At 75.2% G+C, this 24,266-nt stretch carries 22 protein-coding genes; 7 read left to right on the top strand and 15 right to left on the bottom strand.

Annotated features, from left to right (window positions below; genetic code table 11):
* Positions 1 to 2 precede the first annotated feature (2 nt).
* Complete coding sequence (locus KVS67_RS06825; protein ID WP_049147319.1) at positions 3 to 560, bottom strand: hypothetical protein; 558 nt, start codon at positions 558 to 560, stop codon at positions 3 to 5.
* Positions 561 to 716: 156 nt separating this feature from the next.
* Here KVS67_RS06825 and KVS67_RS06830 point away from each other — a divergent pair, with 156 nt between their 5' ends.
* Together KVS67_RS06830 and KVS67_RS06835 are read left to right on the top strand one after the other, a co-directional pair.
* Positions 717 to 1,469 carry a LysM peptidoglycan-binding domain-containing protein gene (locus tag KVS67_RS06830; protein ID WP_063189507.1) on the top strand — a complete coding sequence of 251 codons (753 nt, stop codon included), beginning with the start codon at positions 717 to 719 and terminating at the stop codon, positions 1,467 to 1,469.
* 50 nt (positions 1,470 to 1,519) lie between these two features.
* Positions 1,520 to 2,032 (top strand): Rv3235 family protein, encoded by a 513-nt coding sequence (locus tag KVS67_RS06835; RefSeq protein WP_063189509.1) that lies wholly within the window; start codon positions 1,520 to 1,522, stop codon positions 2,030 to 2,032.
* Between the two features lie 87 nt (positions 2,033 to 2,119).
* On the opposite strand, the gene secA is transcribed toward KVS67_RS06835, so the two are convergent.
* From secA to KVS67_RS06895, 12 genes are all read right to left on the bottom strand, one after another.
* The gene (gene secA / locus KVS67_RS06840; protein WP_063189511.1) at positions 2,120 to 4,855 is read right to left on the bottom strand and encodes a preprotein translocase subunit SecA; all 2,736 of its coding nucleotides are present in this window, start codon (positions 4,853 to 4,855) and stop codon (positions 2,120 to 2,122) included.
* 174 nt (positions 4,856 to 5,029) lie between these two features.
* Positions 5,030 to 5,707 (bottom strand): ribosome-associated translation inhibitor RaiA, encoded by a 678-nt coding sequence (raiA, locus tag KVS67_RS06845; protein ID WP_060973936.1) that lies wholly within the window; start codon positions 5,705 to 5,707, stop codon positions 5,030 to 5,032.
* Positions 5,708 to 5,856: 149 nt separating this feature from the next.
* On the bottom strand, positions 5,857 to 6,654 hold the full coding sequence (locus tag KVS67_RS06850) for a ComF family protein (RefSeq protein ID WP_041105230.1): 798 nt from the start codon (positions 6,652 to 6,654) through the stop codon (positions 5,857 to 5,859).
* 108 nt (positions 6,655 to 6,762) lie between these two features.
* On the bottom strand, positions 6,763 to 8,508 hold the full coding sequence (locus KVS67_RS06855; protein ID WP_063189513.1) for an LpqB family beta-propeller domain-containing protein: 1,746 nt from the start codon (positions 8,506 to 8,508) through the stop codon (positions 6,763 to 6,765).
* Positions 8,505 to 10,430, bottom strand: coding sequence for an MtrAB system histidine kinase MtrB (gene mtrB / locus KVS67_RS06860; protein ID WP_063189520.1), 1,926 nt, complete (start codon positions 10,428 to 10,430; stop codon positions 8,505 to 8,507). Before mtrB ends, KVS67_RS06855 begins: the two co-directional genes overlap by 4 nt.
* A 4-nt stretch (positions 10,431 to 10,434) precedes the next feature.
* Positions 10,435 to 11,115, bottom strand: a complete 681-nt coding sequence (gene mtrA, locus KVS67_RS06865) for an MtrAB system response regulator MtrA (RefSeq protein WP_061867002.1) — start codon at positions 11,113 to 11,115, stop codon at positions 10,435 to 10,437.
* A 152-nt stretch (positions 11,116 to 11,267) separates the two neighbouring features.
* A complete protein-coding gene (locus tag KVS67_RS06870) occupies positions 11,268 to 12,383 on the bottom strand; it encodes a hypothetical protein (RefSeq protein ID WP_061867003.1) in 1,116 nt (371 codons plus the stop codon).
* A complete protein-coding gene (locus tag KVS67_RS06875; RefSeq protein WP_061867004.1) occupies positions 12,376 to 12,765 on the bottom strand; it encodes a chorismate mutase in 390 nt (129 codons plus the stop codon). The genes KVS67_RS06870 and KVS67_RS06875 overlap by 8 nt, the downstream gene beginning before the upstream one ends.
* Positions 12,766 to 12,774: 9 nt before the next feature.
* Positions 12,775 to 13,911, bottom strand: a complete 1,137-nt coding sequence (gene mnmA, locus KVS67_RS06880; RefSeq protein WP_061873070.1) for a tRNA 2-thiouridine(34) synthase MnmA — start codon at positions 13,909 to 13,911, stop codon at positions 12,775 to 12,777.
* Positions 13,912 to 13,950: 39 nt separating this feature from the next.
* On the bottom strand, positions 13,951 to 15,153 hold the full coding sequence (locus KVS67_RS06885; RefSeq protein ID WP_061873071.1) for a cysteine desulfurase family protein: 1,203 nt from the start codon (positions 15,151 to 15,153) through the stop codon (positions 13,951 to 13,953).
* A 37-nt stretch (positions 15,154 to 15,190) separates the two neighbouring features.
* Positions 15,191 to 15,880, bottom strand: coding sequence for a TrkA family potassium uptake protein (locus tag KVS67_RS06890; protein WP_063189522.1), 690 nt, complete (start codon positions 15,878 to 15,880; stop codon positions 15,191 to 15,193).
* Complete coding sequence (locus KVS67_RS06895; protein ID WP_166437547.1) at positions 15,873 to 17,231, bottom strand: TrkH family potassium uptake protein; 1,359 nt, start codon at positions 17,229 to 17,231, stop codon at positions 15,873 to 15,875. Before KVS67_RS06895 ends, KVS67_RS06890 begins: the two co-directional genes overlap by 8 nt.
* A 65-nt stretch (positions 17,232 to 17,296) precedes the next feature.
* Here KVS67_RS06895 and folP point away from each other — a divergent pair, with 65 nt between their 5' ends.
* Genes folP through KVS67_RS06920 form a run of 5 tightly spaced genes read left to right on the top strand, consistent with a single transcriptional unit; the run spans position 17,297 to position 22,066 of the window.
* Entirely contained in the window at positions 17,297 to 18,289 is a 993-nt protein-coding gene (gene folP, locus KVS67_RS06900) for a dihydropteroate synthase (protein WP_063189524.1), read from the top strand.
* Positions 18,286 to 19,077: a pyrimidine reductase family protein gene (locus KVS67_RS06905; RefSeq protein WP_036315978.1), complete on the top strand. Its 792-nt coding sequence runs from the start codon at positions 18,286 to 18,288 to the stop codon at positions 19,075 to 19,077. Before folP ends, KVS67_RS06905 begins: the two co-directional genes overlap by 4 nt.
* Positions 19,074 to 20,027: a J domain-containing protein gene (locus tag KVS67_RS06910; RefSeq protein WP_063189526.1), complete on the top strand. Its 954-nt coding sequence runs from the start codon at positions 19,074 to 19,076 to the stop codon at positions 20,025 to 20,027. The genes KVS67_RS06905 and KVS67_RS06910 overlap by 4 nt, the downstream gene beginning before the upstream one ends.
* A gap of 40 nt (positions 20,028 to 20,067) precedes the next feature.
* On the top strand, positions 20,068 to 20,628 hold the full coding sequence (locus tag KVS67_RS06915) for a tRNA (cytidine(34)-2'-O)-methyltransferase (RefSeq protein ID WP_044659766.1): 561 nt from the start codon (positions 20,068 to 20,070) through the stop codon (positions 20,626 to 20,628).
* A gap of 7 nt (positions 20,629 to 20,635) precedes the next feature.
* On the top strand, positions 20,636 to 22,066 hold the full coding sequence (locus tag KVS67_RS06920) for an anti-sigma factor (protein WP_217565151.1): 1,431 nt from the start codon (positions 20,636 to 20,638) through the stop codon (positions 22,064 to 22,066).
* Between the two features lie 63 nt (positions 22,067 to 22,129).
* On the opposite strand, the gene KVS67_RS06925 is transcribed toward KVS67_RS06920, so the two are convergent.
* Entirely contained in the window at positions 22,130 to 22,909 is a 780-nt protein-coding gene (locus tag KVS67_RS06925) for a PIG-L deacetylase family protein (RefSeq protein WP_061867174.1), read from the bottom strand.
* On the bottom strand, positions 22,906 to 24,186 hold the full coding sequence (locus KVS67_RS06930) for a S1C family serine protease (protein ID WP_061867013.1): 1,281 nt from the start codon (positions 24,184 to 24,186) through the stop codon (positions 22,906 to 22,908). Before KVS67_RS06930 ends, KVS67_RS06925 begins: the two co-directional genes overlap by 4 nt.
* Positions 24,187 to 24,266 lie beyond the last annotated feature (80 nt).

Here is a 24,266-nt window from a genome sequence, read left to right on the forward strand (position 1 = left end):
GCTCAGGCGGGGCGCAGCGCGGTCCGGACCGTCCCCAGCGCCCCGAACGGGATGACGAGCCGCCCGCGGACGGCCGCGGCCCGCCGGGCCTCGTCCCGCGGGTGGCGGGCGATGTCGAGGTGGTCGCCGCCGACCCGGTCCACGGTGCCCTCTGCCAGTGCCGCGCCGAGGCGCCCCGTCACCGCCACCGGCTGGCGCGTCCGCGCGATGCCGCGCAGCACCGTCCCCCAGCCGGCCGCGGCGAGCTCGGGCGCGACCGCGGCCCGGGTCAGGTCGGCCTCCACGGCCGCCACGCAGTCCACCGCGACGATCGCCGACCCCGAACCGTCGACGTGCACGCCGACCCAGCCCTGCCCCACCGTGTGCACCACACCGTCCACGACCTCGCCCCAGGCCAGGTGGAGCCGGACCTGCCGCCCTCGAGCTCCGCGCAGGCGGTCCGCCAGGGACAGCGCCATCCACTCCGCTCGGGTCAGCTCCGCGGCCTCGGCCACCGTCTCCTGCCAGCCGAGGTCGGCCCAGTGCGCCTCCAGGTCGTCGAAGAGTCCGTTCCACCGCATGCGCTCAGCATAGGAGGCTCAGCGCCGGACATCGGTCATCATCAAACATCATCAAACATCACTCTTGACAACCATCAGGCCGTGCAGTTCACTGTGGTCATCATCACCGGCCTGATCGCGGGATCCCGGCCGGACGGACGCACAGGAGGGGAATCCATGGAGCGCTCGACATCACCGGCCGGCCCGGCCCCGAACCGTCCGGTCGACGCGGCGGACGCCGTCGGCCTCACCGTCCTGCTTCTGGCCGGACCCGGCCTGCTCGCCTGTGCCGCGGCGCTGCTGCAGACGGGCCCCAGCGCGCCGGCGGCGGAACTGACCCGCGTGCTGGGCCTCGGTGCCGGTCTCGCGGGGCTCGGACTGCTCGCGTGGTGGGCGGTGGGCCTGATCGGGCTGGCGCTCGTCGCGCTGGGGCGCCGTGCGGGTCGGCCGGCCTGGGCCCGCCTGGGCCGGAGCCTCACTCCCGCCCTGCTCGGACGCGTGGCCGGCGCCATCGTCGGTGCCCAGCTGCTCGCGGCGCCGGCCGCGTGGGCGGACGCGGCTCATCCCGTGCCGGACGCCTCCTGGACCGTGGCCGCGTCCCCCGCGCACGCCATCGGCGTCGAGGCCCCGGCGCCGGACGCCGCGTGGACGCCCCGGCCCCCGGCGCCGGCCCCGCCGGGCGCCGGCACCGGCCGTGCGGATCCGGATCACCCCACCGTCACCGTCCGGCGCGGCGACTGCCTGTGGCACCTCGCCGCCGCCGAGCTCGGCCCGGACGCGACCCCCCGAGAGATCGACGCCCGGTGGCGCCGCTGGTACGAGGCCAACCGGCGGGTGATCGGCGACGATCCACACCTGCTGCTGCCCGGCACCGTGCTGACCTCCCCCGTGTTCGCCCCGCACGCCGGCGTGGACGGACCACGGCCATGACATCCACGACCCTGCACTCCCCCGCTTCGCCTCGTCCTCAGGAGACCGCCATGACCGCCCTCGCCACCCGCCCCCGCACCGCGTCCGCCCGGCGCACCGCCGACACCCTCCTCCACGGGCCCGCCCACAGCCCCGCGGTCCTGCCCCGCGGTGAGGAGATCGCCCGGCGGGCCCGCACCGAACAGGGGCGCGAGGAGCTGCGCCGCGTCCGCTCGCTCGCCGCCGTGATCGCCGTCGCCTGCGTCGAGGTAGAGACGGGCCGCCGTGCCCTGCGGGACCTCTCCGCCTGGCTCTCGCCCGAGGTCCTGGACAAGTTGACCCGTCGCATGGAGCTGCTGGGCGCCGTCGCGCCGACCGGGCCCGGTCGACGGCCCTCCGCGGCCGTCCCGCCCCGGACGCCCGCGTCCGCACCCCGCCCGGTGGGTGCCCGCGTGTGCGAGGTCGCGCCCGGCCGGGTGGAGGCCAGCGCGACGGTGCTGTGGGAGGGCCGGGCCCGGGCCTTCGCGCTCCGACTCGAGCGGCGGCTCAGCCGGTGGAAGGTGACGTCGGTCGAGATCGGCTGAGCCGGATCGCCCCGTCGGACTGACGATCGAGGGCCCGGAGACCTGGAGGTCTGCGGGCCCTCGTGCTGCGTCGTGGCGGGATGCCGGTCAGCCGCGGCGGCCGCGGCGCTCCGCCTGACGGCGGGAGCGGCGGTTCGTGCCCGCCGCGACCGTGGCGCCGGAGTCCGTGCCACTGCGGGTGACCGCGCTCTGCCCGTCCTCGGACGGACCGGTGAAACGCAGCTGCGCCGGCTGCTGCGGGGCGTCGATGCCCTCCACGGAGATCTGCGGTGCCATCGTCACGGCGCGGGCGTCCTTGACGCCGGGCAGAGACGTCGGCGCGGGGGCCGCACTGATCTGCGCCTGGAACAGCGTGCGCACGGCGTCCTCACGGATGGCGGCGAGCATGTTCTGGAACATCGTGTAGCCCTCGCGCTGGTACTCCACGAGGGGCTCGCGCTGGGCCATCGCGCGCAGCCCGATGCCCTCCTTGAGGTAGTCCATCTCGTAGAGATGCTCCTGCCAGCGGCGCCCGATGGTGGCGAGCACCACGCGACGCTCCGCCTCGCGCAGTGCCTCGGATCCCACCTGCGCCTCCCGGTCCTCGTACGCCAGGAGCGCATCGGAGACGAGTTCGCGCTTGAGGACCTCGGCTTTGAGCCGGCCCCGGCCGCCGACCTCGTCGAGGACGTCCTCCTGCGAGATGCCCACGGGGTAGAGCTCTGCCAGGTCCCGCCACAGCTGGTCGAGGTCCCAGTCGGTGGCGTGGCCCTCCTCGGTGGCCGCGTCCACGATGTTCCCGACGGCGTCCTCCACGAAGCGGCGCACCCGGTCCTGCAGGTCCTCCCCCTCGAGGATGGAACGGCGGTCCGTGTAGATGGCCTCGCGCTGGCGGTTCATCACGTCGTCGTACTTGAGCACGTTCTTGCGCTGCTCGGCGTTGCGCCCCTCGACCTGCGCCTGCGCGTTCTGGATCGCCTTCGAGACGAAGCCGAACTCGAGCGCCATGTCGTCCGGGATCGACGGGCTGTTCATGATCCGCTGGGCCACGCCCGGGTTGAAGTTGCGCATGAGCTCGTCCGTGAGGGAGAGGTAGAACCGGGACTCGCCCGGGTCGCCCTGACGGCCGGAACGACCGCGCAGCTGGTTGTCGATGCGGCGCGAGTCGTGGCGCTCGGTGCCCACCACGTACAGGCCGCCGGCCTCGATGACCGCGCGGTGCGCGTCCTCCACGGCGGCCTCGGCCTGCGCCAGCACCTCGGGCCAGCGGGCCTCGTACGCCTCCGGGTCCTCGGCGGCGTCGAGGCCCAGCTCCTGCATGCGGGCCACCGCCGTGAACTCGGCGTTGCCGCCGAGCATGATGTCGGTGCCGCGGCCGGCCATGTTGGTGGCCACGGTGACGGCGCCCGGGCGGCCGGCCTGCGCCACGATGGCGGCCTCGCGGGCGTGGTTCTTCGCGTTCAGGACCTCGTGGCGGACGCCGCGCTTGGCCAGCAGCGTGGAGAGGTACTCGGACTTCTCCACCGAGGTGGTGCCCACCAGGACCGGTTGGCCCTTCGCGTGCCGCTCGGCGATGTCGTCGGCGACGGCGTCGAACTTGACCTTCTCGTTCTTGTACACCACGTCGTTGCGGTCCACGCGCTGTCGCTCCCGGTTCGGCGGGATCACGACGACGCCGAGGCCGTAGGTCGACGTGAACTCGGCGGCCTCCGTCTCGGCGGTGCCCGTCATGCCGGCGAGCTTCTCGTAGCCGCGGAAGTAGTTCTGCAGGGTCACCGTGGCCAGCGTCTGGTTCTCGGGCTTGACCTCGACGCCCTCCTTGGCCTCGATGGCCTGGTGGAGCCCCTCGTTGTAGCGGCGTCCCTTGAGCACGCGGCCCGTGTGCTCGTCGACGATCTGCACCTCGCCGTCGAGGACCACGTAGTCCTTGTCCCGCTTGAACAGCTCCTTGGCCTTGACCGCGTTGTTCAGGAACTGGATGAGCGTGGTGTTCTGCGTCTCGTACAGGTTCGTGATGCCGAGGTGGTCCTCGACCTTCTCGATGCCGGGGCCGAGGATGCCGACGGTGCGCTTCTTGTGGTCCACCTCGTAGTCCGTGTCCGCCTCGAGGCGGCGCACCAGCCGGGCGAACTCGCCGTACCACCGGTTGGCCTCTCCCTGGGCGGGGCCGGAGATGATCAGCGGGGTGCGGGCCTCGTCGATGAGGATCGAGTCCACCTCGTCGACGATCGCGTAGTGGTGCTCACGCTGCACGAGCTCGTCGAGGGACCAGGCCATGTTGTCCCGGAGGAAGTCGAAGCCGAACTCGTTGTTCGTGCCGTAGGTGATGTCCGCGGCGTACTGCTCGCGGCGTACGGCCGGGGTCTGGCCCGCCACGATGACGCCCGTCTGCATGCCGAGGAAGCGGAACACGCGGCCCATGAGGTCGGCCTGGTAGGAGGCGAGGAAGTCGTTGACCGTCACCACGTGCACGCCCCTGCCGGACAGCGCGTTGAGGTAGGCCGGGGCGGTGGCCACGAGGGTCTTGCCCTCGCCGGTCTTCATCTCCGCGATGTTGCCCTGGTGCAGCGCGATGCCGCCGAGCAGCTGGACGTCGTAGTGCCGCTGGCCGAGCGTGCGTCCCGCGGCCTCCCGGACCGCGGCGAACGCCTCCGGCAGGAGCAGGTCCAACGACTCGCCGTCCGCATGCCGGGCCCGGAGCGTGTCCGTCTCGGCACGCAGCTCCGCATCGCTGAGCGCCCGGAAGTCATCCTCGAGGAGGTTCACGGCGTCCACCGTGGCCTGCATGCGCTTGAGGACGCGGTTGTCCGAGATCTTCAGGACGCGGTCGATGATCGAAGGCACTGGTTCTCTGCTCCCTTGCGGTGTGGCCGGGGCGGGACGGGATGCCCCTCGCGCTCGGCCGTGGCGCGGTCTCCGGGACAGTGTACGGGCCGAGTCCGGACGGGCCGCGGCGCCCGTCCCGGAGGGGACGGGCGCCGCGGCGTCAGCAGGTCGTGGTCGACGTCGGCGGGGCGGTCAGTCCTCGCGCGCCTGGTAGGCCCGCTCCCCCTCGGAGGCGGAGACGTGATCCTGCGGGAGGGACTCGTCCAGGCGGATCACGCCGTAGCTCCAGCCCCGGCGGCGGTAGACCACGGAGGGCACGCCGGTCTCGGCGTTCTGGAAGAGGAAGAAGTCATGGCCCACCAGCTCCATCGCGTCCACGGCCTCGTCCACGCTCATGGGGGTCGCGGGGAACGCCTTCTGGCGGATGCGCACCGGGGTGCCCACCTCGGGGGCGTCCTGCTCGGCGGCCTCCTCCGCGGCCAGCGCGGCACCCGACGGCGGCAGCGGCGGCACGAATCCGACCTCGCCCGCGCCGCGGGAGGCGCCGAGCTTGCCGTGACGGCGGTCCTTGCGGCGGTCGCGCATGCGCCGCAGGCGCTCGGCCAGTCGGGTGGCGGCCTGGTCGAAGGCGACCAGCTTGTCGTCCGCGTCGGCCTCGGCCCGCACGACGTCCCGCGGGCCACGGACCGTCAGTTCCACGCGGACCGTCTCGTCCGAGTGCTTGTGGTGGGAGGACTTCGTCACGCGGACCTCGAGCGTGTCGGCGCCCTCGGCGAGCGGCTGGAGGCGCTCGGTGCGCTCGACGACGTGGTCGCGGAAGCTCTCCGGGAGCCTGAGGTTGCGGGCGATGTAGCTGACATCCATGGTCATGGCGTCCTCCTGGTCCGACTCTCACGGGTCCGGCCTCGGGAGGGGAGGTGCGCCTCGGTGTCGCGTCCGCAGGGCGGCGGCGGGTCCGAGGGTGCGACCTCCTTCCAGCCGTCGGCAGGACGGGAACCGTAGGGGCGATTCCGTGCCGTTCACCCTACCCGGGGGCCTGGCCGGGGGCCAGGCTCGGCGGGGTCCCGCGGCGGGGCCACGGCCGCGAGCACGACGGCCCCGACGGGGTGCCCGCCGGCGCGGCGCACCGCCTCCGCGAGCGCGGCGAGGGTGGCGCCGGTGGTGAGGACGTCGTCCACGAGCAGGACGGGCGCGCCGGCCGGCAGCCGCCCGGCGGCGACGCGCCAGTCCCGGGCCCGCCGGCGGCGCTGGCCCGCCCCGGCGCCCGCGTGGGACGGGCCGCCGCCCCGGAGCGTGCTCGCGCGGGGCAGCAGGCGCGCACGGACGGCGTCGGAGACCAGCCACGGCGCCGGCAGCGCCCGGGTGAGCTCGGCGAGCGGGTCGTAGCCGCGCCGTCGGAATCCGACCGCGCCGCCCGGGACCGGGACGAGCAGGGCGTGCCGCGCCCCGGGCAGGTCCGGCTCGAGGCGCGCCGCGGCGACGGTCCGGCAGAGGGCCTCGCCCAGCACGCCGCGCAGGTGCAGCGCGTGATGGTCCTTGAACGCGAGCACGGCGGCCGCCAGCGGTTCTGCGTAGCGACCGGCCGCCATCACCGGCAGGGGAGCGCCGCCGGGGCCCAAGGGCAGGGCCGGGGCGTCCTGCTCCGCCCGGAAGGGCAGGGACAGGGCGGCGGTCAGTCCCTCCGCGCAGGCCGGGCAGAGCCGGTGGCCCGGCGCCGCGCACACCGCGCACTCGGCGGGCAGGACCAGGTCGGCCAGGGCCCGACCGAGGGCGCCGAACGCCGACGCCGGGGACGGGGAGGACGGCGGGGAAGGCATGCGATGAGTCCACCGCACGCCACCGCCGTCCGGGCGCCGGGGCGGGCCGCTGTGCGGGACGGGGCGGCTGTGCAGGAATGGACGACGGGCGCCCGGCGCGGGCCCGGCTCAGTCCGGGAACGAGAGGTCGCGCACCCCGCGGTCGAGCTCCTGCGCCCGCCACGAGGAGCCCACCAGCAGGAACACGAACTCCTCCGTCTCCGCGTAATAGGCGCCGTCGTCGCCGGCGGAGATCCCCCGCAGACCGCCCAGCGGGTTGAGCTCCCGGACGGTGCCGTCGATCGAGACGATCCGCGGCACCACGCGCTCGTCGGGCTTCTCGGCGTACGCCGAGACGAGCAGGTTCGTGTCGCCGGCCCACTCCACCGAGTCCTCCGACCCGGAGGAGGGCAGCAGGATCGGCTCGGTCAGGGCGTTCGGCACCCCGTCCGAACCGCGCACGACGCCGGACACGCGCAGAGTGGTCCGCTGGCCGTCGTCGACGAGCATCGCGGCCCGGGCCCCGCTCCGGGACAACCGCAGGTCGACGATCCGCTCGCCGGGCCGCAGCCACGTGGCCGTCACGATGCGCTCCTGCCCGCCGGGCTGGGCCGAGACGGCGCGGATCCGCGAGGTCGTCCCCCGGTCGGCCGCCCACACCCAGCCCAGGAGGTCCAGCGACGGGACGGTGAGCCCGGTGCCGCGCAGCACCTCCCGCAGGGAGCCGTCCGTGCCGGCGACGTGGACCGCCGTCCGGTCACGGGTGACGAACGCGAAGCGGCTGCGGTCGCCGGACATCGTCGGGCGGACCGGATCGAGCGCGGTGACGTCCGGGGCGCCGCCCACCGGCGTGACGCTGGTCCCCTGCACGTAGACGAGTCCGCCCGTCGCCGTGTCGATGCCCACCTGGACCGAGCCGACGGCGGCGTCGGTCTGGACCGGGGCGGGGCCGTCGTCTCCCGACGTGGACAGCTGGGCGCCGGCGACGGTCACCTCGACCTCCTTGACCGACTGGAGGCCCGTCAGGGTCAGCTCCAGCTGCTCCCGCATGCGGTGCCGCCGGTCGGCGTCGGCCCCCTCGGCAGCCGCCTGGGTGAGGTCGACGTGGGCCACCCCGTCGTCGTCGACGGGCACCGTGGGCGCGGCCAGGTCGGTGCCGGTGCGCAGCGGGAAGGCCGTGTCCACCGCCCCGGCCAGATACGGTGCCGGCCCGCGCAGCAGCGCTCGCGTCACCGCGGTCACGGTGGTGCCCCGATTGACGAACCACCGCACGTCCGGCACGACGTAGCGCTTCGCGGTGTCGTAGAAGGCGAGCTCGTGCGGGGCGAACAGCTGTCCGAACTGCGCCTGGGAGAGCAGCGTGCCGTTCTCCGTGGACGTGATCCGCATGCCCTGCGGCCGTTCCTGCACCGTGACCGCCCAAGCCCGCGTGGTCCCCGGCGGCGCGATGGTCCGCAGGCCGTACTCGTCGATCTCCGAGTCGACCTCGACCTGGATCTGGTAGTGCCCGGCGCCGTCGCCCCGGGTGATGCGCGGCTCCGCCGAGTACACGAGAGTGCGCTGTCCGGGCGTCCACTGGGTGGCCGCTGGCCCGTCGAGGAACTCGCGCGCCACCGCGTAGTCGTCCTGCGGGCTCGTGCCCGCGAGCAGGAAGCCCCGGATGGCCTCCTCCGCTGTGTCCGACTCGGCCGGTCCCGGCGGATGGAACTGCGGCGCGTCGGCGGCCGCGGTGGCCCCGTCGACCGGGTCGGCGCTGCGCACCTCGGAGCTCTGGGGGATCTGGGTGCAGCCGCTGAGGGCGAGCACCAGGGCGACGATCACGCCGACGACGGCGACCCGCGGCGGGCGGGGCGGCTGCGGATCCACGGTGGTCATCGGGCCTCCTCTGCCCCGTTATCGCCGGTCCGGTCCCCGGCAGCCGACCCGTCGGCGGGAGGGACCACGCGCACCGGCCGGGTCGGCGCGGTCAGGGCCTGCTCGGCCTGGCGCGCGGACGGCGGGGCGGCCGCGGCCGCCGCGGCGACGTCCGTGATCGCGCCGGCGGCGTCGGCGTCCGCCTCCTGCGGGACGGGCCGGGACAGGTCATCGGCGTACCGGCGGTCCGCCGTGCTGTAGCGGGGCGGAATGGGCAGCACGGAGCGGCCGATCGGTTCGGGGGCCTCCGCGCCCTGCACGGCCGGGCGCGGCGCCCGCGGCAGGGTCACCATGAAGGTGGATCCCTCCCCCAGCTCGCCCCACGCCTCGAGCCGGCCGCCGTGCAGCCGGGTGTCCTCGGTGGCGATCGCCAGACCCAGTCCGGACCCGCCGGTGGTGCGCTTGCGTGCGGGGTCGGCGCGCCAGAACCGGTCGAACACGCGCTGCACCTGCTCGGGGCTCATGCCGATGCCGTGATCCACGACGGCGAACGTGACGGCCTCCTCGTCGGCCGCCACGAGCACGTCCACCGGCCGGCCCTCGGCGTGCTCGATCGCGTTGTTCACCAGGTTGCGCAGGATCCGTTCGATCCGCCGCGGGTCGACCCAGGCGACGTGGCCGTCGGCGCGGTCCCGGTCCATGGGCACCATGTACACGGGCACGCCGATCTGATCGGCCAGCGGCTGAGAGGTGAGCACGACGTCGCGGGCCAGCTCGAGCATGTCCGTGGCCTCGAGGGCCGGGGTGGCGGCGCCGGCGTCGAACCGGGTGATCTCCAGCAGGTCCGCGAGCATGGCCTGGAAGCGGTCCACCTGGTGGTAGAGCAGCTCGGTCGAGCGTCGGCTGACCGGGTCGAAGTCCTCGCGTGAGCCGTGCAGCACGTCGGCCGCCATCCGCACGGTCGTCAGCGGCGTGCGCAGCTCATGGGAGACGTCCGAGACGAACCGCTGCTGCATCTGGGACAGCTGGGCGAGCTGGCCGATCTGGTCCTGGATGCTGTCCGCCATCCGGTTGAAGGACATGCCCAGGCGGGCCATCTCGTCCTCACCGTCGACCGGCATCCGCACGGCCAGGTTGCCGCTCGAGAGGGACTCGGCCGCCCGGGCCGCCTGCTGCACGGGCAGGGTCACACGCCGCGAGACCCACCACGAGACCAGCACGTTGATCACCAGGAAGCCGACGCCGAACACCAGCAGCACCCTGAGCACCGAGTCGAGCGAGCTCTGGACGTCCGCGAGGTCGTAGACGAGGTAGAGCCCGTAGGTGGCACCCGGGGGCAGCACCACCTGGGCGCCGAACACGAGGCCGGGCCGGGTGCCGCCGCCGGGGTCCGGCAGCGCCACGCTCGCGTCGTACACGCCCGGCCCGGAGGCGACCGCGTCCTGCAGCTCCTGGGGGATCACCGCGGGATCGAGACCGGCGGAGGAGATCGTCCCCACGTACGCGGACTCGGAGCCCGGCAGCGGGGCGAGGTGGTAGCGGCGGCGGATCGTCGTGCCCGAGTCCCCCTCGAGGGCACGCAGGGTCTGGGTCACCAGCACGTCCGTGCTCTGCGCGTCCGTGGCGGTGGTCTGCGCGAACGTCTCGCGCACCTGACTCAGGCCACGGCGGGCCTCGGCCTGGACCTGCTCGTAGCGGGCCTCGAAGAGGGCCTGGGTGATCTGCTGCGTCAGGAACGCGGCGACCACGAGGCCCGCGAGGATCGAGAGCAGGGCCGCGAGCACCGCCGTGCGCAGCCGCAGGGACCGACGCCACCGGCGGCGCAGCGCACGCCACGCGGGGCCGGGGACCCACGACCGTGGGCGGCCGGCGGCGGGCTCGACCGGCTCGGCGCCGGGCTCGGCCGCCGGGGCCGCGCTCAGACCCGGGCCGGACACCGTCATGCCCTCAGCCCTGGCCGGCCTTGTACCCGACGCCGCGGACGGTCAGCACGACGCACGGGTTCTCGGGATCCGGCTCGACCTTCGAGCGCAGGCGCTGGACGTGGACGTTCACGAGCCGGGTGTCGGCCTGGTGCCGGTACCCCCAGACCTCCTCCAGCAGCATCTCGCGGGTGAAGACGTGGCGCGGCCGCCGGGCGAGGGCCACGAGGAGGTCGAACTCCAGCGGGGTGAGGGCGATGCCGACGCCGCCGCGGGTGACCTCGTGGCCCGCCACGTCGATCTCGAGGTCCCCGATGTGCAGGACCTCCGCCGGCTTGGCCTCCCCCTCACGCAGGCGGGCCCGGACGCGGGCCACGAGCTCGGCCGGCTTGAACGGCTTGGGCACGTAGTCGTCCGCACCCGACTCGAGGCCGCGCACGACGTCCGCCGTGTCCGACTTGGCCGTGAGCATCACGATCGGCACGTCCGACTCGTCTCGGATGAGCCTGCAGACCTCGATGCCGTCGATGCCGGGGAGCATGAGGTCCAGCAGCACGAGATCGGGACGCTCGCGGTGGAACGCGGGCAGTGCGGAGGTGCCGTCCGCGGCGAACGCCGGCTCGAAGCCGTCGTTGCGCAGGACGATGCCGATCATCTCGGCCAGCGCCTCGTCGTCGTCCACCACCAGGATCTTGGCCTTGCCCATCCTGACCTCCTCGTCAGCGCTCCCCCCGGCGCCGCAGGCGGGACCGGCCCCGGGCACAGGAAATTTTCAGGATCAGCCCGATGATACCCGCCGGGCGGGCCCGTCCACGGCCGACGACGCCGGAGGTCGTCCCGGTCCGTCGGGGCGCCGGCTCAGCCGCGCAGCTCGGCGAGCCGCGCGGCCAGCTCCTCCGCGTCCCGCCGCAGAGTGCGGAGCACGGCGGGGTCGTGCGGCCCCGCCGCCGTGAGGCCGACGTCGCCCACCCGTCCGGGGTCCACCCCCAGCCGTTCCCACGTGCGGACGACGTCGACCGGGCGCACGCCCGGCTCGGGGGCCAGGGTCAGCCCGCGCCCGACGTCGGCCCAGCCGGCCGCCGCCTCCCACGCCTCGCGGGTGCCGGGCGAACCGTCCGCGCCGTCGTCGAGGGGGCCCACGCCCACCACGAGCGAGACCGGGGCCGGGGCGGGCGCGTCCGCGGCTGCGTCGGGCCTGGGCAGGGACTCTCCCGTCAGCGTCGCCAGCGCGGCGGTCCCGGGCAGCTCGGCCCCCGGGGAGGCGGCGCGGCGGCCCGGCGCGAGCCACACCCGGGCGACGTCGGGCAGGGCGGTGAGCCCGTCGAGGGCGGCGCGCCACAGTCCGCGGGCCTCCTCGCGCGGCAGCGACCGGACGGTGCGGTACCCGCTCGCGGTGGGCAGGGTTCCGGCGAGGACGGCCGCCGCCCACGGCTCGTCGACGACGACGCCGAGGCGGGCCGCCCCGGTGGCCCTTCGAAGGCGGGGCAGGGCGTCCTGCAGTCCCTCGAGATAGGACTCGGCGACGTCGCGGCGGGCGCCGTGGTCGCCGAGGACGCGCTCTCCCCCGGGCAGCCAGAGGCCGGCGAGCAGGCTGAGCGGGCCGCGCACCCGCACGGCCAGACGGTCGACGACGGCGCCCTCGGCGCCCGCGGTGTCCGCCCAGCGGTGTGCGTCCTCGCGCCAGAGGGAGACGGCGCGGCGTCGGTCGCGGCCGGAGCCGGCGGCCCCGGGCGGGCTGACCCGCCAGCCGTGCGGCTGCAGGTCGACGGCCAGCTCCTGCAGGAGGGCGGCCGAGCGGCCGGTGGCGTCGGCGCCGGGTCCGCGATCGGGCAGCTCGGGGAGCACCGGCCAGTGGTCCGCGCCGAGCTCGCCGAGCGTGACGCGCTGCGCCTCGGCGACGTCGGTGCCGCGCCACGGCGTGCCGCCGAGGGCGACGGGGCCGGTGGCGCCGGCGTCGTGGGCGGCCTCAGTCATCCGCGTCCCCGGGGCTCTCCCCCGACTCCGCCTCGGCGTCCGGCCGGCCCTCGGCCGCCAGCGCGCGGTGGTGGCGGATGACCTCGGCGATGATGAAGTTCAGGAACTTCTCGGCGAACGCGGGCTCGAGGTCGGCCTCGAGCGCGAGCCGGTGCAGCCGCGCGATCTGGGCGGCCTCACGCCCGGGGTCCGAGGGCGGCAGGTCGTGGCGGGCCTTCAGCGCACCGACCCGCTGCGTGAACTTGAACCGCTCGGCCAGGAGGTAGACGAGCGAGGCGTCGATGTTGTCGATGCTGCCGCGGATCGCGAAGAGCTCGTCGAGGACCGCCGGGTCCGCGGTGCCGGGCAGCGAGCTGGCGTGGGGGTCGTAGTCCGGGCTCATGGCCGAAGCCTACGCATCCGCGGGGGCGGACAGCCGGGCATTGCGGGCGGTGTCGATGGTGGCCTGGCCGAGCACGCGGGTGCCCCGGTACAGGACGGCCGTCTGACCGGGAGCCACGCCGCGCAGGGGGCGCGCCGGCTCGATCTCCCACCCCGGATTCCCCGCCTCGTCCGCGCGCTGGCGGGCGCGGGCCTCGACGATCTCGCCGTGGGCCCGGAACTGCAGCGCACACTCGAACCAGGCGCCCGTGCGGGCTTCGGGCACCGGGGCGCCGGCCCACGACGGGCGGATGCCGGTGATGCGGTCGACGTCGAGCAGCTCGCGTCCGCCGACCACCACGGTGTTCTCCTTCGGCCGCACCTCGAGCACGAACCGGGGCTTGCCGTCGGGCGCGGGACGGCCGATGGCCAGGCCCTTGCGCTGGCCGACCGTGAACGCCTGGGCGCCCGCGTGGGTGCCGAGCTCCCGCCCCTCCGGGTCCACGATGGGGCCGGGGGCCAGATCGATGCGCTCGGCCAGCCAGCCGCGGGTGTCGCCGTCGGGGATGAAGCAGATGTCGTGGGAGTCCGGCTTCGCCGCCACGGACAGGCCGCGCTCGGCCGCCTCGGCGCGCACGAGCTCCTTGGACGGCGTGTCCGCGAGCGGGAAGAGGCAGTGGGCGAGCTGATCCGCGGTCAGCACACCGAGCACATAGGACTGGTCCTTCGCGTCGTCCGCGGCGCGGTGCAGCTCCAGCGAGCCGTCCGGACCGGGCCGCACGGCGGCGTAGTGGCCGGTGCAGACGGCGTCGAAGCCCAGCTCGAGGGCGCGCTCGAGCAGCGCCGCGAACTTGATGCGCTCGTTGCAGCGCATGCACGGGTTGGGCGTGCGGCCGGCCTCGTACTCGGCCACGAAGTCGTCCACGACGTCCTCCGCGAACCGCTCGGAGAAGTCCCACGTGTAGAAGGGGATGCCGAGCCGCTCGCACGCGCGCCACGCATCCGAGGCGTCCTCGATGGTGCAGCAGCCGCGCGAGCCGGTGCGCAGGGTGCCGGGCATGCGGGACAGGGCCAGGTGGACGCCGACGACGTCGTGCCCGGCGTCCACGGCACGCGCCGCGGCGACGGCGGAGTCGACTCCCCCGGACATGGCGGCCAGGACCTTCACGGGCGTACTCCTCTCTCGACGACGGACGGGCGGTCCAGTCTAGACGCCCGGCCCCAGCAGCGCCCGCAGCGCGTCGATGAGCGCGGCTGCCTCGGCCGGCGTCGTCGTCCGGCCGAGGGTGAACCGCTGGGTGGCCCGCGCGTCGGCCTCCGTCCGCCCCGGCAGGGCGGCGACCACGTGCGACGGTTCCGCCACCCCGGCGGTGCACGCCGACCCGGACGAGGTGTCCAGTCCGGCCATGTCGAAGGAGAACAGCAGCGCGTCCGCCGTCCGGCCCGGCACGGTGATGTGGACGTTGCCGGGCAGTCGGCGCGTCCCCGGCGACAGCACCTGCCCCGTCGCCGGGTCGAGGTCTCGCGGCCCGGTCAGGCGCACCCCGTCCAGGGCGTCGACGGCGGCGATCACCTCGTCCCGCAGCCCGCCCAGGCGGGCGGCCTCGGCGGGCTGCTCCCCGACGGCCTCCGCCACGGCGGCCGCCAGCGCTGCGGCCAGGGCCACCGACACCGTGCCCGAGCGCAGGCGACGTTCCTGGCCGCCGCCGTGCACGACGGCCTCCAGCGTGACGTCCCGGCGCACGAGCAGGGCGCCGACACCCACGGGGGCGCCGACCTTGTGCCCCGAGACGACCAGGGTCGCGGCCCCGGACGCGGCGAAGTCCACGGGCACCGCCCCGAGGGCCTGGACGGCGTCGGTGTGCAACGGGACCCCGTGGTCGGCAGCGAGCCGGGCGGCCTCGGCCACGGGCTGGACCGTGCCGATCTCGTTGTTGGCCCACATCAGCGTGGCCAGGGCGGTCCGCTCGGGCGCGGTCGCCAGCGCGGCCTCCCATGCGACGAGGTCGACCCGCCCGTCGTCGTCGACCGGGACGAGCACCGGCTCGGCACCCTCGTGTGCGGCGAGCCAGTCCACCACGTCGAGGACCGCGTGGTGCTCGATGCCGGTCAGCACGATCCGGGTGCGCTCCGGCGCGGCCGCGCGGCGGGCCCGGTACAGCCCCTGGACGGCGAGGTTGTCCGCCTCGGTGCCCCCGGACGTGAGGATCACCTCGGTGGGGTGCGCCCCGAGCGCCGCGGCGATGCGCTCCCGCGCTTCCTCGAGGCGCAGCTTGGCCCGGCGGCCCGAGGCGTGGAGGGAGGCCGGGTTGCCCGGCAGCGCGGCCGCCTCGGCCAGGGCCGCGAGCGCGGTGGGGCGCACCGTCGTGGTGGCGGCGTGGTCCAGGTGCACGCGGTCCGGGGTGGTCACCCGGCCAGTCTAGGAGCCGCCCCGGATGTGCCCCGGCTCAGTCCCGGGCGAGGAACCGCTCGACGTCGCGGGTCGGGCCCACCAGGAGGATCGTGTCCTCGGGCTCGAGCACGTAGTGACTCGGCGGGTAGAGCCACGTGCCGCGGCTGCGGACCGCGACCACGCGCATGCCCCGCTCCCCCGCGAGCCCGGTGGCTCGCAGGTCCCTGCCCAGCAGGCGCGACGGCGGCGCGGCCCGGACCATGGCCAGGCCCGGCTCGACCTCGACGAAGTCCTGGAAGGACGTGCTGACCAGGTGCGCCACGCGGCGGCCCATGTCCCGCTCCGGGTGGACCACGTGCTCCACGCCGAGCTGACGCAGGATCTCGCCGTGGCGGTCGTCATTGGCCTTGGCCCAGAGCTGGTGCGTCCCGAACCGCCGCATCAGCGAGACGGTGAGGATCGAGTCGGCGAGGTCGCCGCCGATGGCGACGACGACGTGGTCCATCTCGTGGACCGAGAGCTGGCGCATCGCCTCCTCGTCCGTGCTGTCCGCGCGGACGACGTGGGTCAGCCGGCCGTTGAGCGCCTGGACGGCCTCGGCATCGGCGTCGACCCCCAGCACGTGGCAGTCGGACTCCATGAGCTCGAGGGCGACCCCGGAGCCGAACCGGCCGAGCCCGAGGACGGCCACGGTGGGGCGGTCGCCCCGGCGGGGGGCGAACAGGGAACGGGTGAGATCAGCCAATGAGGGGCCTCTCCTTCGGGTACTCGAAGTGGCGGGTGCGGTCGGTCAGGGCCAGGCTGCCGGCGACGGTGGCGGGGCCGATGCGGCCGACGAACATGAGGAGCATCAGGATGCCCTGCGCGGCCGGCGGCAGCTGGGCGGTGATGCCGGTGGACAGGCCCACCGTGCCGAACGCGGACACGCACTCGAACAGGATCTGGTCGGTCGTGAACGAGGACAGGCCCATGAGCGCCATCGTGGCGACGGCGATCGCGGTCGCGGAGAGCATGATCACGGTGATCGCCTCGCGGTGCGTGGTCCGGGAGAGCCGGCGGCCGAACGCATGGACGGCGCCCTCCCCCCGGATCTCCGCGAGCACGATGAACAGCAGGACGCTCGCCGTCGTGATCTTCACGCCCGAGGCGGTGCCGGCGGGGCCGCCGCCGATGAACATGAGCACGTCGGTGGCGAAGAGCGTCACGGGGTGCATCTGCCCGTAGTCCAGGGTGTTGAAGCCGGCGGTGCGGGTCGTGACGGACTGGAAGAACGCCGCGAGCACGCGCGAGGCCGGGTCCAGACCGCCCAGGGTCCGCGGGTTGGACCACTCGAGGACGAGGTACATGAGCGTGCCGCCCACCAGCAGCACCGCGGTGCCCACGAGCACGAGCCGGACCGTGAGGTTCCACCGCTCGGGTCGGCGCAGGTCTCGCCGCAGGGTCAGCACGACCGGCAGGCCCAGGCCGCCCAAGATGATCGCCGCCGCGATCGGCAGGCAGATGAACGGGTCCGAGACGAAGCCCATGAGGTTGTCGCTGAACAGCGCGAACCCGGCGTTGTTGAACGCGGAGACCGCGTGGAAGACCCCCTGCCACAGTGCCTGGCCCGGGGACATTCCCGCGCCCAGCCAGAAGCGCAGGCTCAGCAGCAGCGCCACCGAGGCCTCGACGGCCGTGGAGTACAGGATCAGGGCCCGCAGCACCCGGGGCAGGTCCCCGATCCCCTCGGCCCGGGTGGAGGCCGCGGCGTCGAGGCGCTGGGTGAGGCCGAGCCGCCGGAGGATCACCAGCCCCAGCAGCGACGTGAACGTCATGACGCCCAGGCCACCGAGCTTGATGAGCGTGAGGATCACGAGCTGACCCAGGGGTGTCCAGAACGTCTGGGTGTCCACGACGCCGAGGCCCGTCACCGTGGTGGCGCTGGTCGCCGTGAACGCGGCCTCCAGCGGGGTGGGCGCGCGGCCCTGATACGAGGCGGGCAGCAGCAGTGCGCCGGTGCCCGTCACGATGGCGACGAGGAAGGACCCGACCACGAGCTGGGTCGGACGGATGCGGGGCCGGCGCGGGCCGACCCGCGGCGACGAGGTAAATGTCACGGGAGGGAAACATAGTCCTTCCGGGGCGCACTGTCACCGTGCGGCGCCGGTGGTTGAATGGCCGGGTGCCGACCCCCTCCGTCCCGCTCGTCCACCCGGTGCACCGGTTCGCCCACCACGAGATCGACTTCCGCCGCCGGATCGTCACGATGGCCGTGGTCAACCGCACCCCGGACTCCTTCTATGACGACGGCGCCGGCGCCGTCCTCGAGGACGCCCTCGCCCAGGCCCACGCCGCGGCGGACGCCGGAGCCGAGTGGGTCGACGTCGGCGGCGTGCCGTTCGCGCCCGGGGCGGAGCTCGACCCGGCCGAGGAGGCGGCGCGGGTGGTCCCCCTGATCGCGGCCCTGCGGAGCGGGGACGGGGCCGGGTCGTCCGAGGCGTCACGCCGGCTGATCCTCTCGGCGGACACGTTCCAGCCGGCCGTGGCCGAGGCGGCCCTGGCCGCGGGGGCGGACGTCGTCAACGACACCACGGGGCTGTTCCACGCGGACCTGGGCCGGGTGGTGGCCGCCGCGGGCGCGCACCTCGTGGTCACCCACTCCCTCGCCCACGTGCGCGGACCCCGGGCCGTGGTCCCCCGGCCGACCTATGGCGACGTCGTCAGGGAGGTCCGCGACCACCTGCGGCGCACCGTCGACCGGGCCGTGGCGCTCGGCGTCCCCGAGGAGAGGATCATCGTGGACCCCGGCCACGATCTGAACAAGAACACCCGGCACACCCTCGAGATCACGCGGCGGCTGGACGAGATCGCCACCCTGGGGCTGCCCGTGCTGGCCGCGGTCTCGAACAAGGACTTCATCGGCGAGAGCCTGGACCGGCACCGGCACGAGCGCCTGCCCGGCTCGCTGGCCGCGGCCGCGGCCTGCGTGTACGGCGGCGCCCGGATCCTGCGCATGCACGACGCCGACGCCTCCGTCTCGGCGGCCCGCATGCTCGAGTGCGTGTTCGGGTGGCGTCAGCCGGCGCGCCTGGTCCACAACATGGGCGCGGAGAACCCGCCGCCGGACCGCAGCACCCTGGCCGGACACCGCGCCCACCGCGGGGGGCGGGCATGAGACGGCTGACCGAGACCGGCCCCGGCCTGGACGACGACGCCCTCCGCACCGCCCTCGCGGCCCCGGCGGCTGAGGACACCGGCCCCGGACCCTGGGTCCGCGTCGTGTTCATCGCCTCCGCCGACGGCGCGGCCACCCTGGACGGCCGTGCGGGCGGGCTCGGTTCCCCCGCGGACCAGCGGCTGCTCTCGCTGTCCCGGCACGACGCCGACGTCGTGCTCGTGGGGGCCGGGACCATCCGGGCCGAGGGCTACGAGGGTGCGCTGCTGTCCGAGGAGGACCGGCGTCGACGCGCGGAGGCCGGCGGGCCCGCGGACCCGCCCGTGGCCGTGGTCAGCGGCAGCCTGGACCTGGACCCGGCGTCCGCGTTCTTCACGGCCGCCCCGGTGCGCCCCTGGATCCTGACGTCCCGGGCCGCCCTCGCGGCCGAGCCGGAGCGGGCGGCGGCGCTGGCCGCGCGCGCGGACGTGCTGGCGGTCGGCGAGGAGCACGTGGACCCCCAGACCGTGGTGGCGACCCTGCACGCGCGCGGCGCCCGCGTCGTCCACTGCGAGGGCGGACCGCGCCTGTTCGGCAGCCTCGCGGCGGCCGGCCTCGTGGACGAGGTGCACCTCACCGTGGCGCCGCTGCTGGCCGGACCCGCCGCCGGCCGCGTCCTGACCGGCGAGGACGGCCCCGGCCTCCCCGCCCGGCTGCAGCTGGTCCAGGTGCTCCACGACGACGGCATGCTGTTCCTGCGCCTGCACCACGAGCGGCACGCCTCCCCCGGCCCGGACCCCACGCCGTGAGCGCGGCCGAGGAGCACCGCACCGCCTACGAGGTCCTGGGCGTGCCCCGCGACGCGACCGCCGAGGAGGTCCGGCGGGCCTACCGCCGCGCGGCCCGGGCCGCGCACCCCGACGTCGGCGGCGACCCCGCCGCCTTCCGGGCCGTGACGCGGGCGTGGGACCTCCTCGGCGACGCCGAGGCCCGGCGCCGATACGACCTCTCGCTGCCCGGCCCGGACGTCGGTCCCCGCGGCCCCCGCGCGACGGCCGGATCAGGGCGGGCGAGACCGTCGGGACGGTCCGGACCCGGCGGACGTGCCGCCCGCCCCGTGCGCTACGAGCCCCCGCCCGGCGAGGCGGAGGCGGACCCGACCGTGCTGGACCTGCCGCGATCGAGCCAACGCGTCCACGGGGCGCCGCGGCCGCGCGGGATCCTGCCGGACGAGCACCGGGTGCTGCGGCAGGCCCGCACCCTCGACGTGCTGCTGCGCCACGTGGCGGACGCGCTCCCGGCCGCCCGGGTCCTGACCGGGCTGCGGCTGGGCGGGCGCTGGGGACGGCACCTCGACGTGGACCACGCGGTGCTGTGCGGCCACCGCCTGGCGCTGATCGGCTCCGTCATGGTCCCGGAGGGGACCTACACCTGGGACGGGGCGGACCTGCGCTCCCGGGGCCGCCCCGTGGCCCCGCCGCTGCTCGGCCCCGCGATGATGGCGTGGCAGCAGGCCCTGCCCCAGGTCACCGTCGGCGGATTCGTGCACGTGATGACGGACCGCGACGCGCGGCACGCCCCCGTGATCCGCCACACGCGCGGCGCCGACGCGCCGGAGGCGCAGGCCGACCTGCTCACCGCCCCGCCCGCGCCCGGGATCGCGTTCGCGCGCGAGGTCGCGCTCTTCCTGGGCACCGGCACGGACCCGGATCTCGTGGACCGGCGCGCGCTCGGCGCGCTGGTCGGCCGGCTCCACTGAGGCACGTCCCCGCCCGGCGGCGCCCCACTAGGCTGGGCGCGTGCCCGACTCCCCCACCCCACCCCGACCGAACCCGCACGAGGGCGCCGACCGCGCCCCGGCGCCCGGCACCCCCGGCTTCCGGATCCTGCTGCTCACCCCGGAGATCCCCGGCAACACCGGCAACGCGATCCGGCTCGCCGCCCTCACGGGGGCCGAGCTGCACCTCGTGGAGCCGCTGGGCTTCGGGTTCGAGGACGCCCACCTGCGCCGCGCCGGCCTGGACTACCACGACCTCGCGGTGGTGACGGTGCACCCGGACCTCGACGCTGCGCTCGCGGCCCTCGCCCCCGCCCGTGTGCTGGCCTTCACCGCGCGCGGGTCCGTGCGGCACGACCGGGTCGCCTACCGGCCCGGCGACGTGCTGCTCTTCGGCCGCGAGTCCACCGGCCTGCCCGAGGAGGTGCTGACCGATCCGCGGGTCACCGAGACCGTCTGCCTGCCCATGCAGCCGGCCCGTCGGTCCCTGAACCTGGCGAACGCCGTCTCCATCGCCGTGTACGAGGCCTGGCGCCAGCACGACTTCGCCGGGTCCGCTGCCCGCCCCGATTCCCTAGACTGAGGCCACCATGCAGACTCCTGACGCGTCCGAGCCCCACGCCGACCGCCCCGATGACGCCGGCCAGCCCGCCCTGGACACCCTCCTGCGCCGCAGCGCCGAGGGTGACCGGGCCGCGTTCTCCGCGTTCTACGACGCCACGGTCCCGTGGGTGCACGGCCTGGCCGAAGCGATGTTCGGCCCCGGCGACGACGCCGCCGCGGCCACGGTCCGCACCTACCTGACGGCATGGGAGGAGGCGTCCGAGGCCGGCCTCGACCTGAGCGAGCAGGACGACGCGACCCACCGCGAACGCCAGGTGTTCACGTGGCTCGAGGTCCTCGCCCACCGCGTGATGACCTCGCTGCGCCGCGCCGGCGGCTCCGCGGCGGAACGTGGGCGTCGTCCCGGCCCGGCCGGCCCCGCCGCGCTGCCGGAGGACCTCATGGACCGGGTGGACCCGGACGCGTTCGAGGCCGTGCGGCTGGCCTGGCTGGGCGGCTGCACGGACCGGGAGGTCGCCGATCGGCTGGATCTGCCGGCCGACCGGGCCCGCACCCTCCTGCGCGACGGCGTCCGGCAGGTCGTCGCGGCCCGCCGCGACATCACCCAGGACGCCGCCCGGCCGTCCGCGCCGGCCCCGGCGACCGGCCCGGCCCTCGGCGCGGACGTGCGCGAGGACGTGGACGCCGGCCGCGCACTCGAGCTGGCCGACCTCTCGGCTGTGCACGCCCTCGACACGGCCGGGCACACCGCGGCCTTCTCCGCCGTGCAGCGGCGGGGCGGCGAGCTGGCCCGGTGGCGCTCCCGGGTGGACGGGGCGCGCCAGGCGGTGGCCTGGGCGTTCCGGTCCGTGACGGCCGAGCCGCCGTCGGCCCTGCTCGACGAGGTCCTGCGTCGCCTGCCCGCCCAGGACGTGGGCATGGACCTGATCGGCGACGAGTCCACCCCCGCCGGCCTGCCGCGGGACCGCCTGCGCTGGCTCAAGGTGACCGCCCTCCTGCTGCTCGCGGCCCTCGTGCTCGGCATCGGCGGGTGGACGGTGTGGAGCCAGTTCACGCGACCGGGCATCGTGCACCGCATCGACCAGTCGAAGGACCTGTTCACGACCTCGGAGTACCCGGCCCAGGACGGCGGCACGGTCCAGGCGTTCCTGTCCCGGGAGCAGAACAGCGGCTACCTGACGATCAGCGGGATGCCCCAGCTGCCGGAGGGTCAGTCCTACCAGCTGTGGCTCTACCCCTCGGACGGCACGGCCCCGGCCTCCCTCGGCACGTACGACGCCAACGGCTTCGGCGAGCCCGTCACCTTCCGGGGGCTGGACCGCTTCGCGGCGATGGGCATCTCCGTGGAGCCCAGCTCGGGATCGGAGGTGCCGACGTCGGAGCCCATCGTCGGCGTGGACCTCGACCCCACCGCGCAGACCGGCCCGCGCTACGGCGGGCGACCGAGCACCAACTGAGAGGTCCCGCAGGGGGAGGGCCGACGACGCGTCCCGTCGTCGGCCCTCCCCTGCGGGCACGGTTCAGAACCCGGCGATGGTGCCCGGGCCGTTGACCGTGACCAGGTGGAACGCCTCGGCGTGGCCCGGCCCGGCGGCCGGGCCGGCGGCGTGCCGGTGGTGCTCGGCCATCTGGGCGAGCACGTGCCGCCGCATCGCGTCGACGTCCGGGTGCTGGGAGAGGTGGGCGTCGAGGGCGCGCAGCTTCTGCTCCGCCAGGCCCGTGACGTCCACGACCGTGTTCCGGCGTGCGGCGGGGGCGGCGTACAGCAGCAGGTTCCGGATCTTGAACGCCTCCAGCCCCTCCGCCGCGAGCTCCGGGTACGCGTACGGGTTCTCGACCGCCGGGTACGCGGCGCGCACCACGGCCTCGCCGCAGGCGAGGTGGTCCGGGTGTGCGGCCTGCATCCGCTCCCAGTCCCGCTCGGGGTGAGTGCTGAGGACGACGTCCGGGCGGACGCGGCGCATCAGGGCCACGAGCTTGCGGCGCACGCCGTGGTCCGGCTCGAGGTGTCCGTCGCGCTCGCCGAGGAAGTGGACCTCGGCGGCACCGACGACGGCGGCGGCCGCGCGCTGTTCGGCGTGCCGGCGGGCGGTCATCGCCTCGGCACCCTCCGAGTCGAAGCCGCCGGCGTCCCCGTCCGTCACGATGCACAGCTCGATGTGCAGCCCGGCCGCGCTGAATCCGGCCAGGGTGGCGGCGGCCCCGAAGTCGAGGTCGTCCGGATGGGCGCCGACGGCCAAGACCCGGCGCCAGCCGTGGTGGGCGGCGAGCTCAGCGGGGGTGGTGAGTGTGGTGGTCAGGATTGGGTGTCCTCCGTGAACGTCACCTCGGTCTTCTGCTCCGCGCCGTCGCGGAGGTAGGTGACGTCCACCGAGTCTCCCACGCGGTACTCGCGGACGACGGCGGTGAGGGACTCGGAGTCGATCACCGCGCGGTCGCCGACGGCGGTGATCACGTCGCCCTCCTTCAGCCCGGCCGCGTCGGCCGCCGACCCTCCCACGACCTGCTGGACGCGGGCGCCGTCGCTGAACACGGTCTGAGCGTTCTCGCCGCCGCCCTGCACCTCGGCGGGCTCCGGGGTGACGCTCACGCCGAGCATGGCATGCGTGGCCTTGCCGTGGTCGATCAGGTCCTGCGCGACCCGCTGGGCGTAGTCCACGGGGATGGCGAAGCCGACCCCGATGTTGCCCGCCTCGCTCGGGTCCTGGCCGGCCGAGGCGATCGCGACGTTCACGCCCACCAGGCGACCCTCGGCGTCGACGAGCGCGCCTCCGGAGTTGCCGGGGTTGATGGCCGCGTCGGTCTGCAGCACGTTGATGTACACCTCGCCCCGGGTGCCCTGCGGGGTGCCCGGCAGCTGGAAACGGTACTGGTCGGAGCCGGAGGACGAGCCGGAGCTCTCGCCCTGCGGCTCGGGCGCCTCGGAGGACGCCACCGCGATGGTCCGGTCCAGGGTGGAGATGATCCCGTCGGTCACGGTGTTCGGCAGGCCCAGGGGGGCGCCGATGGCGACGGCCTCGTCCCCGACCTTCAAATCCCCGGACCGGCCGATCTGGATGGGGGTGAGGTCCGGGGCGTCGATCTTGATGACGGCCAGGTCGGACAGCGGGTCGGTGCCCACGACGGTGGCAGCGTAGACCTCCCCGTCCGAGGTGCGCACCGTCAGCTCGGCGTCGTTGGCCTGGCCGCCGAGGGTGACCACGTGGGTGTTCGTGAGGATGTGCCCCTCCGTGTCCAGGATCGACCCGGACCCGGAACCGGAGGCGGAGCTCGACGTCGCGGAGATGGTCACCACGGAGGGCAGCGCGGTCCTCGCGGCGTCCCCCACGGCGGTGTCCGCCACGGGCTGTCCCCCGGCCTCGGCCGAGGTGTCCGTCGCCTGCGAGGACGAGGAGCTCGCGGCCTCGGACGCGGCCTCGCCGCCGTCCTCCGCGACCGCGCAACCGGAGAGCCCCACCATGAGCACGGCCGCGGCGAGCAGGCCCGCCCCGGCACGGGCGCGGGACTGGGGCCGGGGACGCGCGACGGTGCGGGCCGTCGGCACGGGGGGCTGGGTGGGGGCGGCGGTCTGGTCCACGGGGTCCTCGCTTCGGGTCGGGCCCCGGGCGGTCGACACGGACGCCCGTCGTCTTGCGGACGCGCGCCCCGGGGCACGTC

The organism is Micrococcus sp. GbtcB5 (assembly GCF_019091605.1).
Taxonomy (GTDB): Bacteria; Actinomycetota; Actinomycetes; order Actinomycetales; family Micrococcaceae; genus Micrococcus; species Micrococcus luteus.

Coding starts and splice junctions, on each gene's coding strand:
- KVS67_RS06905 (WP_036315978.1), top strand. CDS start 18,286: ATGAGACGGCTGACCGAGACCGGCCCCGGCCTGGACGACGACGCCCTC.
- mtrA (WP_061867002.1), bottom strand. CDS start 11,115: ATGGGCAAGGCCAAGATCCTGGTGGTGGACGACGACGAGGCGCTGGCC.
- KVS67_RS06875 (WP_061867004.1), bottom strand. CDS start 12,765: ATGAGCCCGGACTACGACCCCCACGCCAGCTCGCTGCCCGGCACCGCG.
- KVS67_RS06850 (WP_041105230.1), bottom strand. CDS start 6,654: ATGCCTTCCCCGCCGTCCTCCCCGTCCCCGGCGTCGGCGTTCGGCGCC.
- KVS67_RS06835 (WP_063189509.1), top strand. CDS start 1,520: ATGACCGCCCTCGCCACCCGCCCCCGCACCGCGTCCGCCCGGCGCACC.
- mtrB (WP_063189520.1), bottom strand. CDS start 10,430: ATGACGGTGTCCGGCCCGGGTCTGAGCGCGGCCCCGGCGGCCGAGCCC.
- raiA (WP_060973936.1), bottom strand. CDS start 5,707: ATGACCATGGATGTCAGCTACATCGCCCGCAACCTCAGGCTCCCGGAG.
- KVS67_RS06825 (WP_049147319.1), bottom strand. CDS start 560: ATGCGGTGGAACGGACTCTTCGACGACCTGGAGGCGCACTGGGCCGAC.
- KVS67_RS06855 (WP_063189513.1), bottom strand. CDS start 8,508: ATGACCACCGTGGATCCGCAGCCGCCCCGCCCGCCGCGGGTCGCCGTC.
- KVS67_RS06920 (WP_217565151.1), top strand. CDS start 20,636: ATGCAGACTCCTGACGCGTCCGAGCCCCACGCCGACCGCCCCGATGAC.
- KVS67_RS06830 (WP_063189507.1), top strand. CDS start 717: ATGGAGCGCTCGACATCACCGGCCGGCCCGGCCCCGAACCGTCCGGTC.
- KVS67_RS06870 (WP_061867003.1), bottom strand. CDS start 12,383: ATGACTGAGGCCGCCCACGACGCCGGCGCCACCGGCCCCGTCGCCCTC.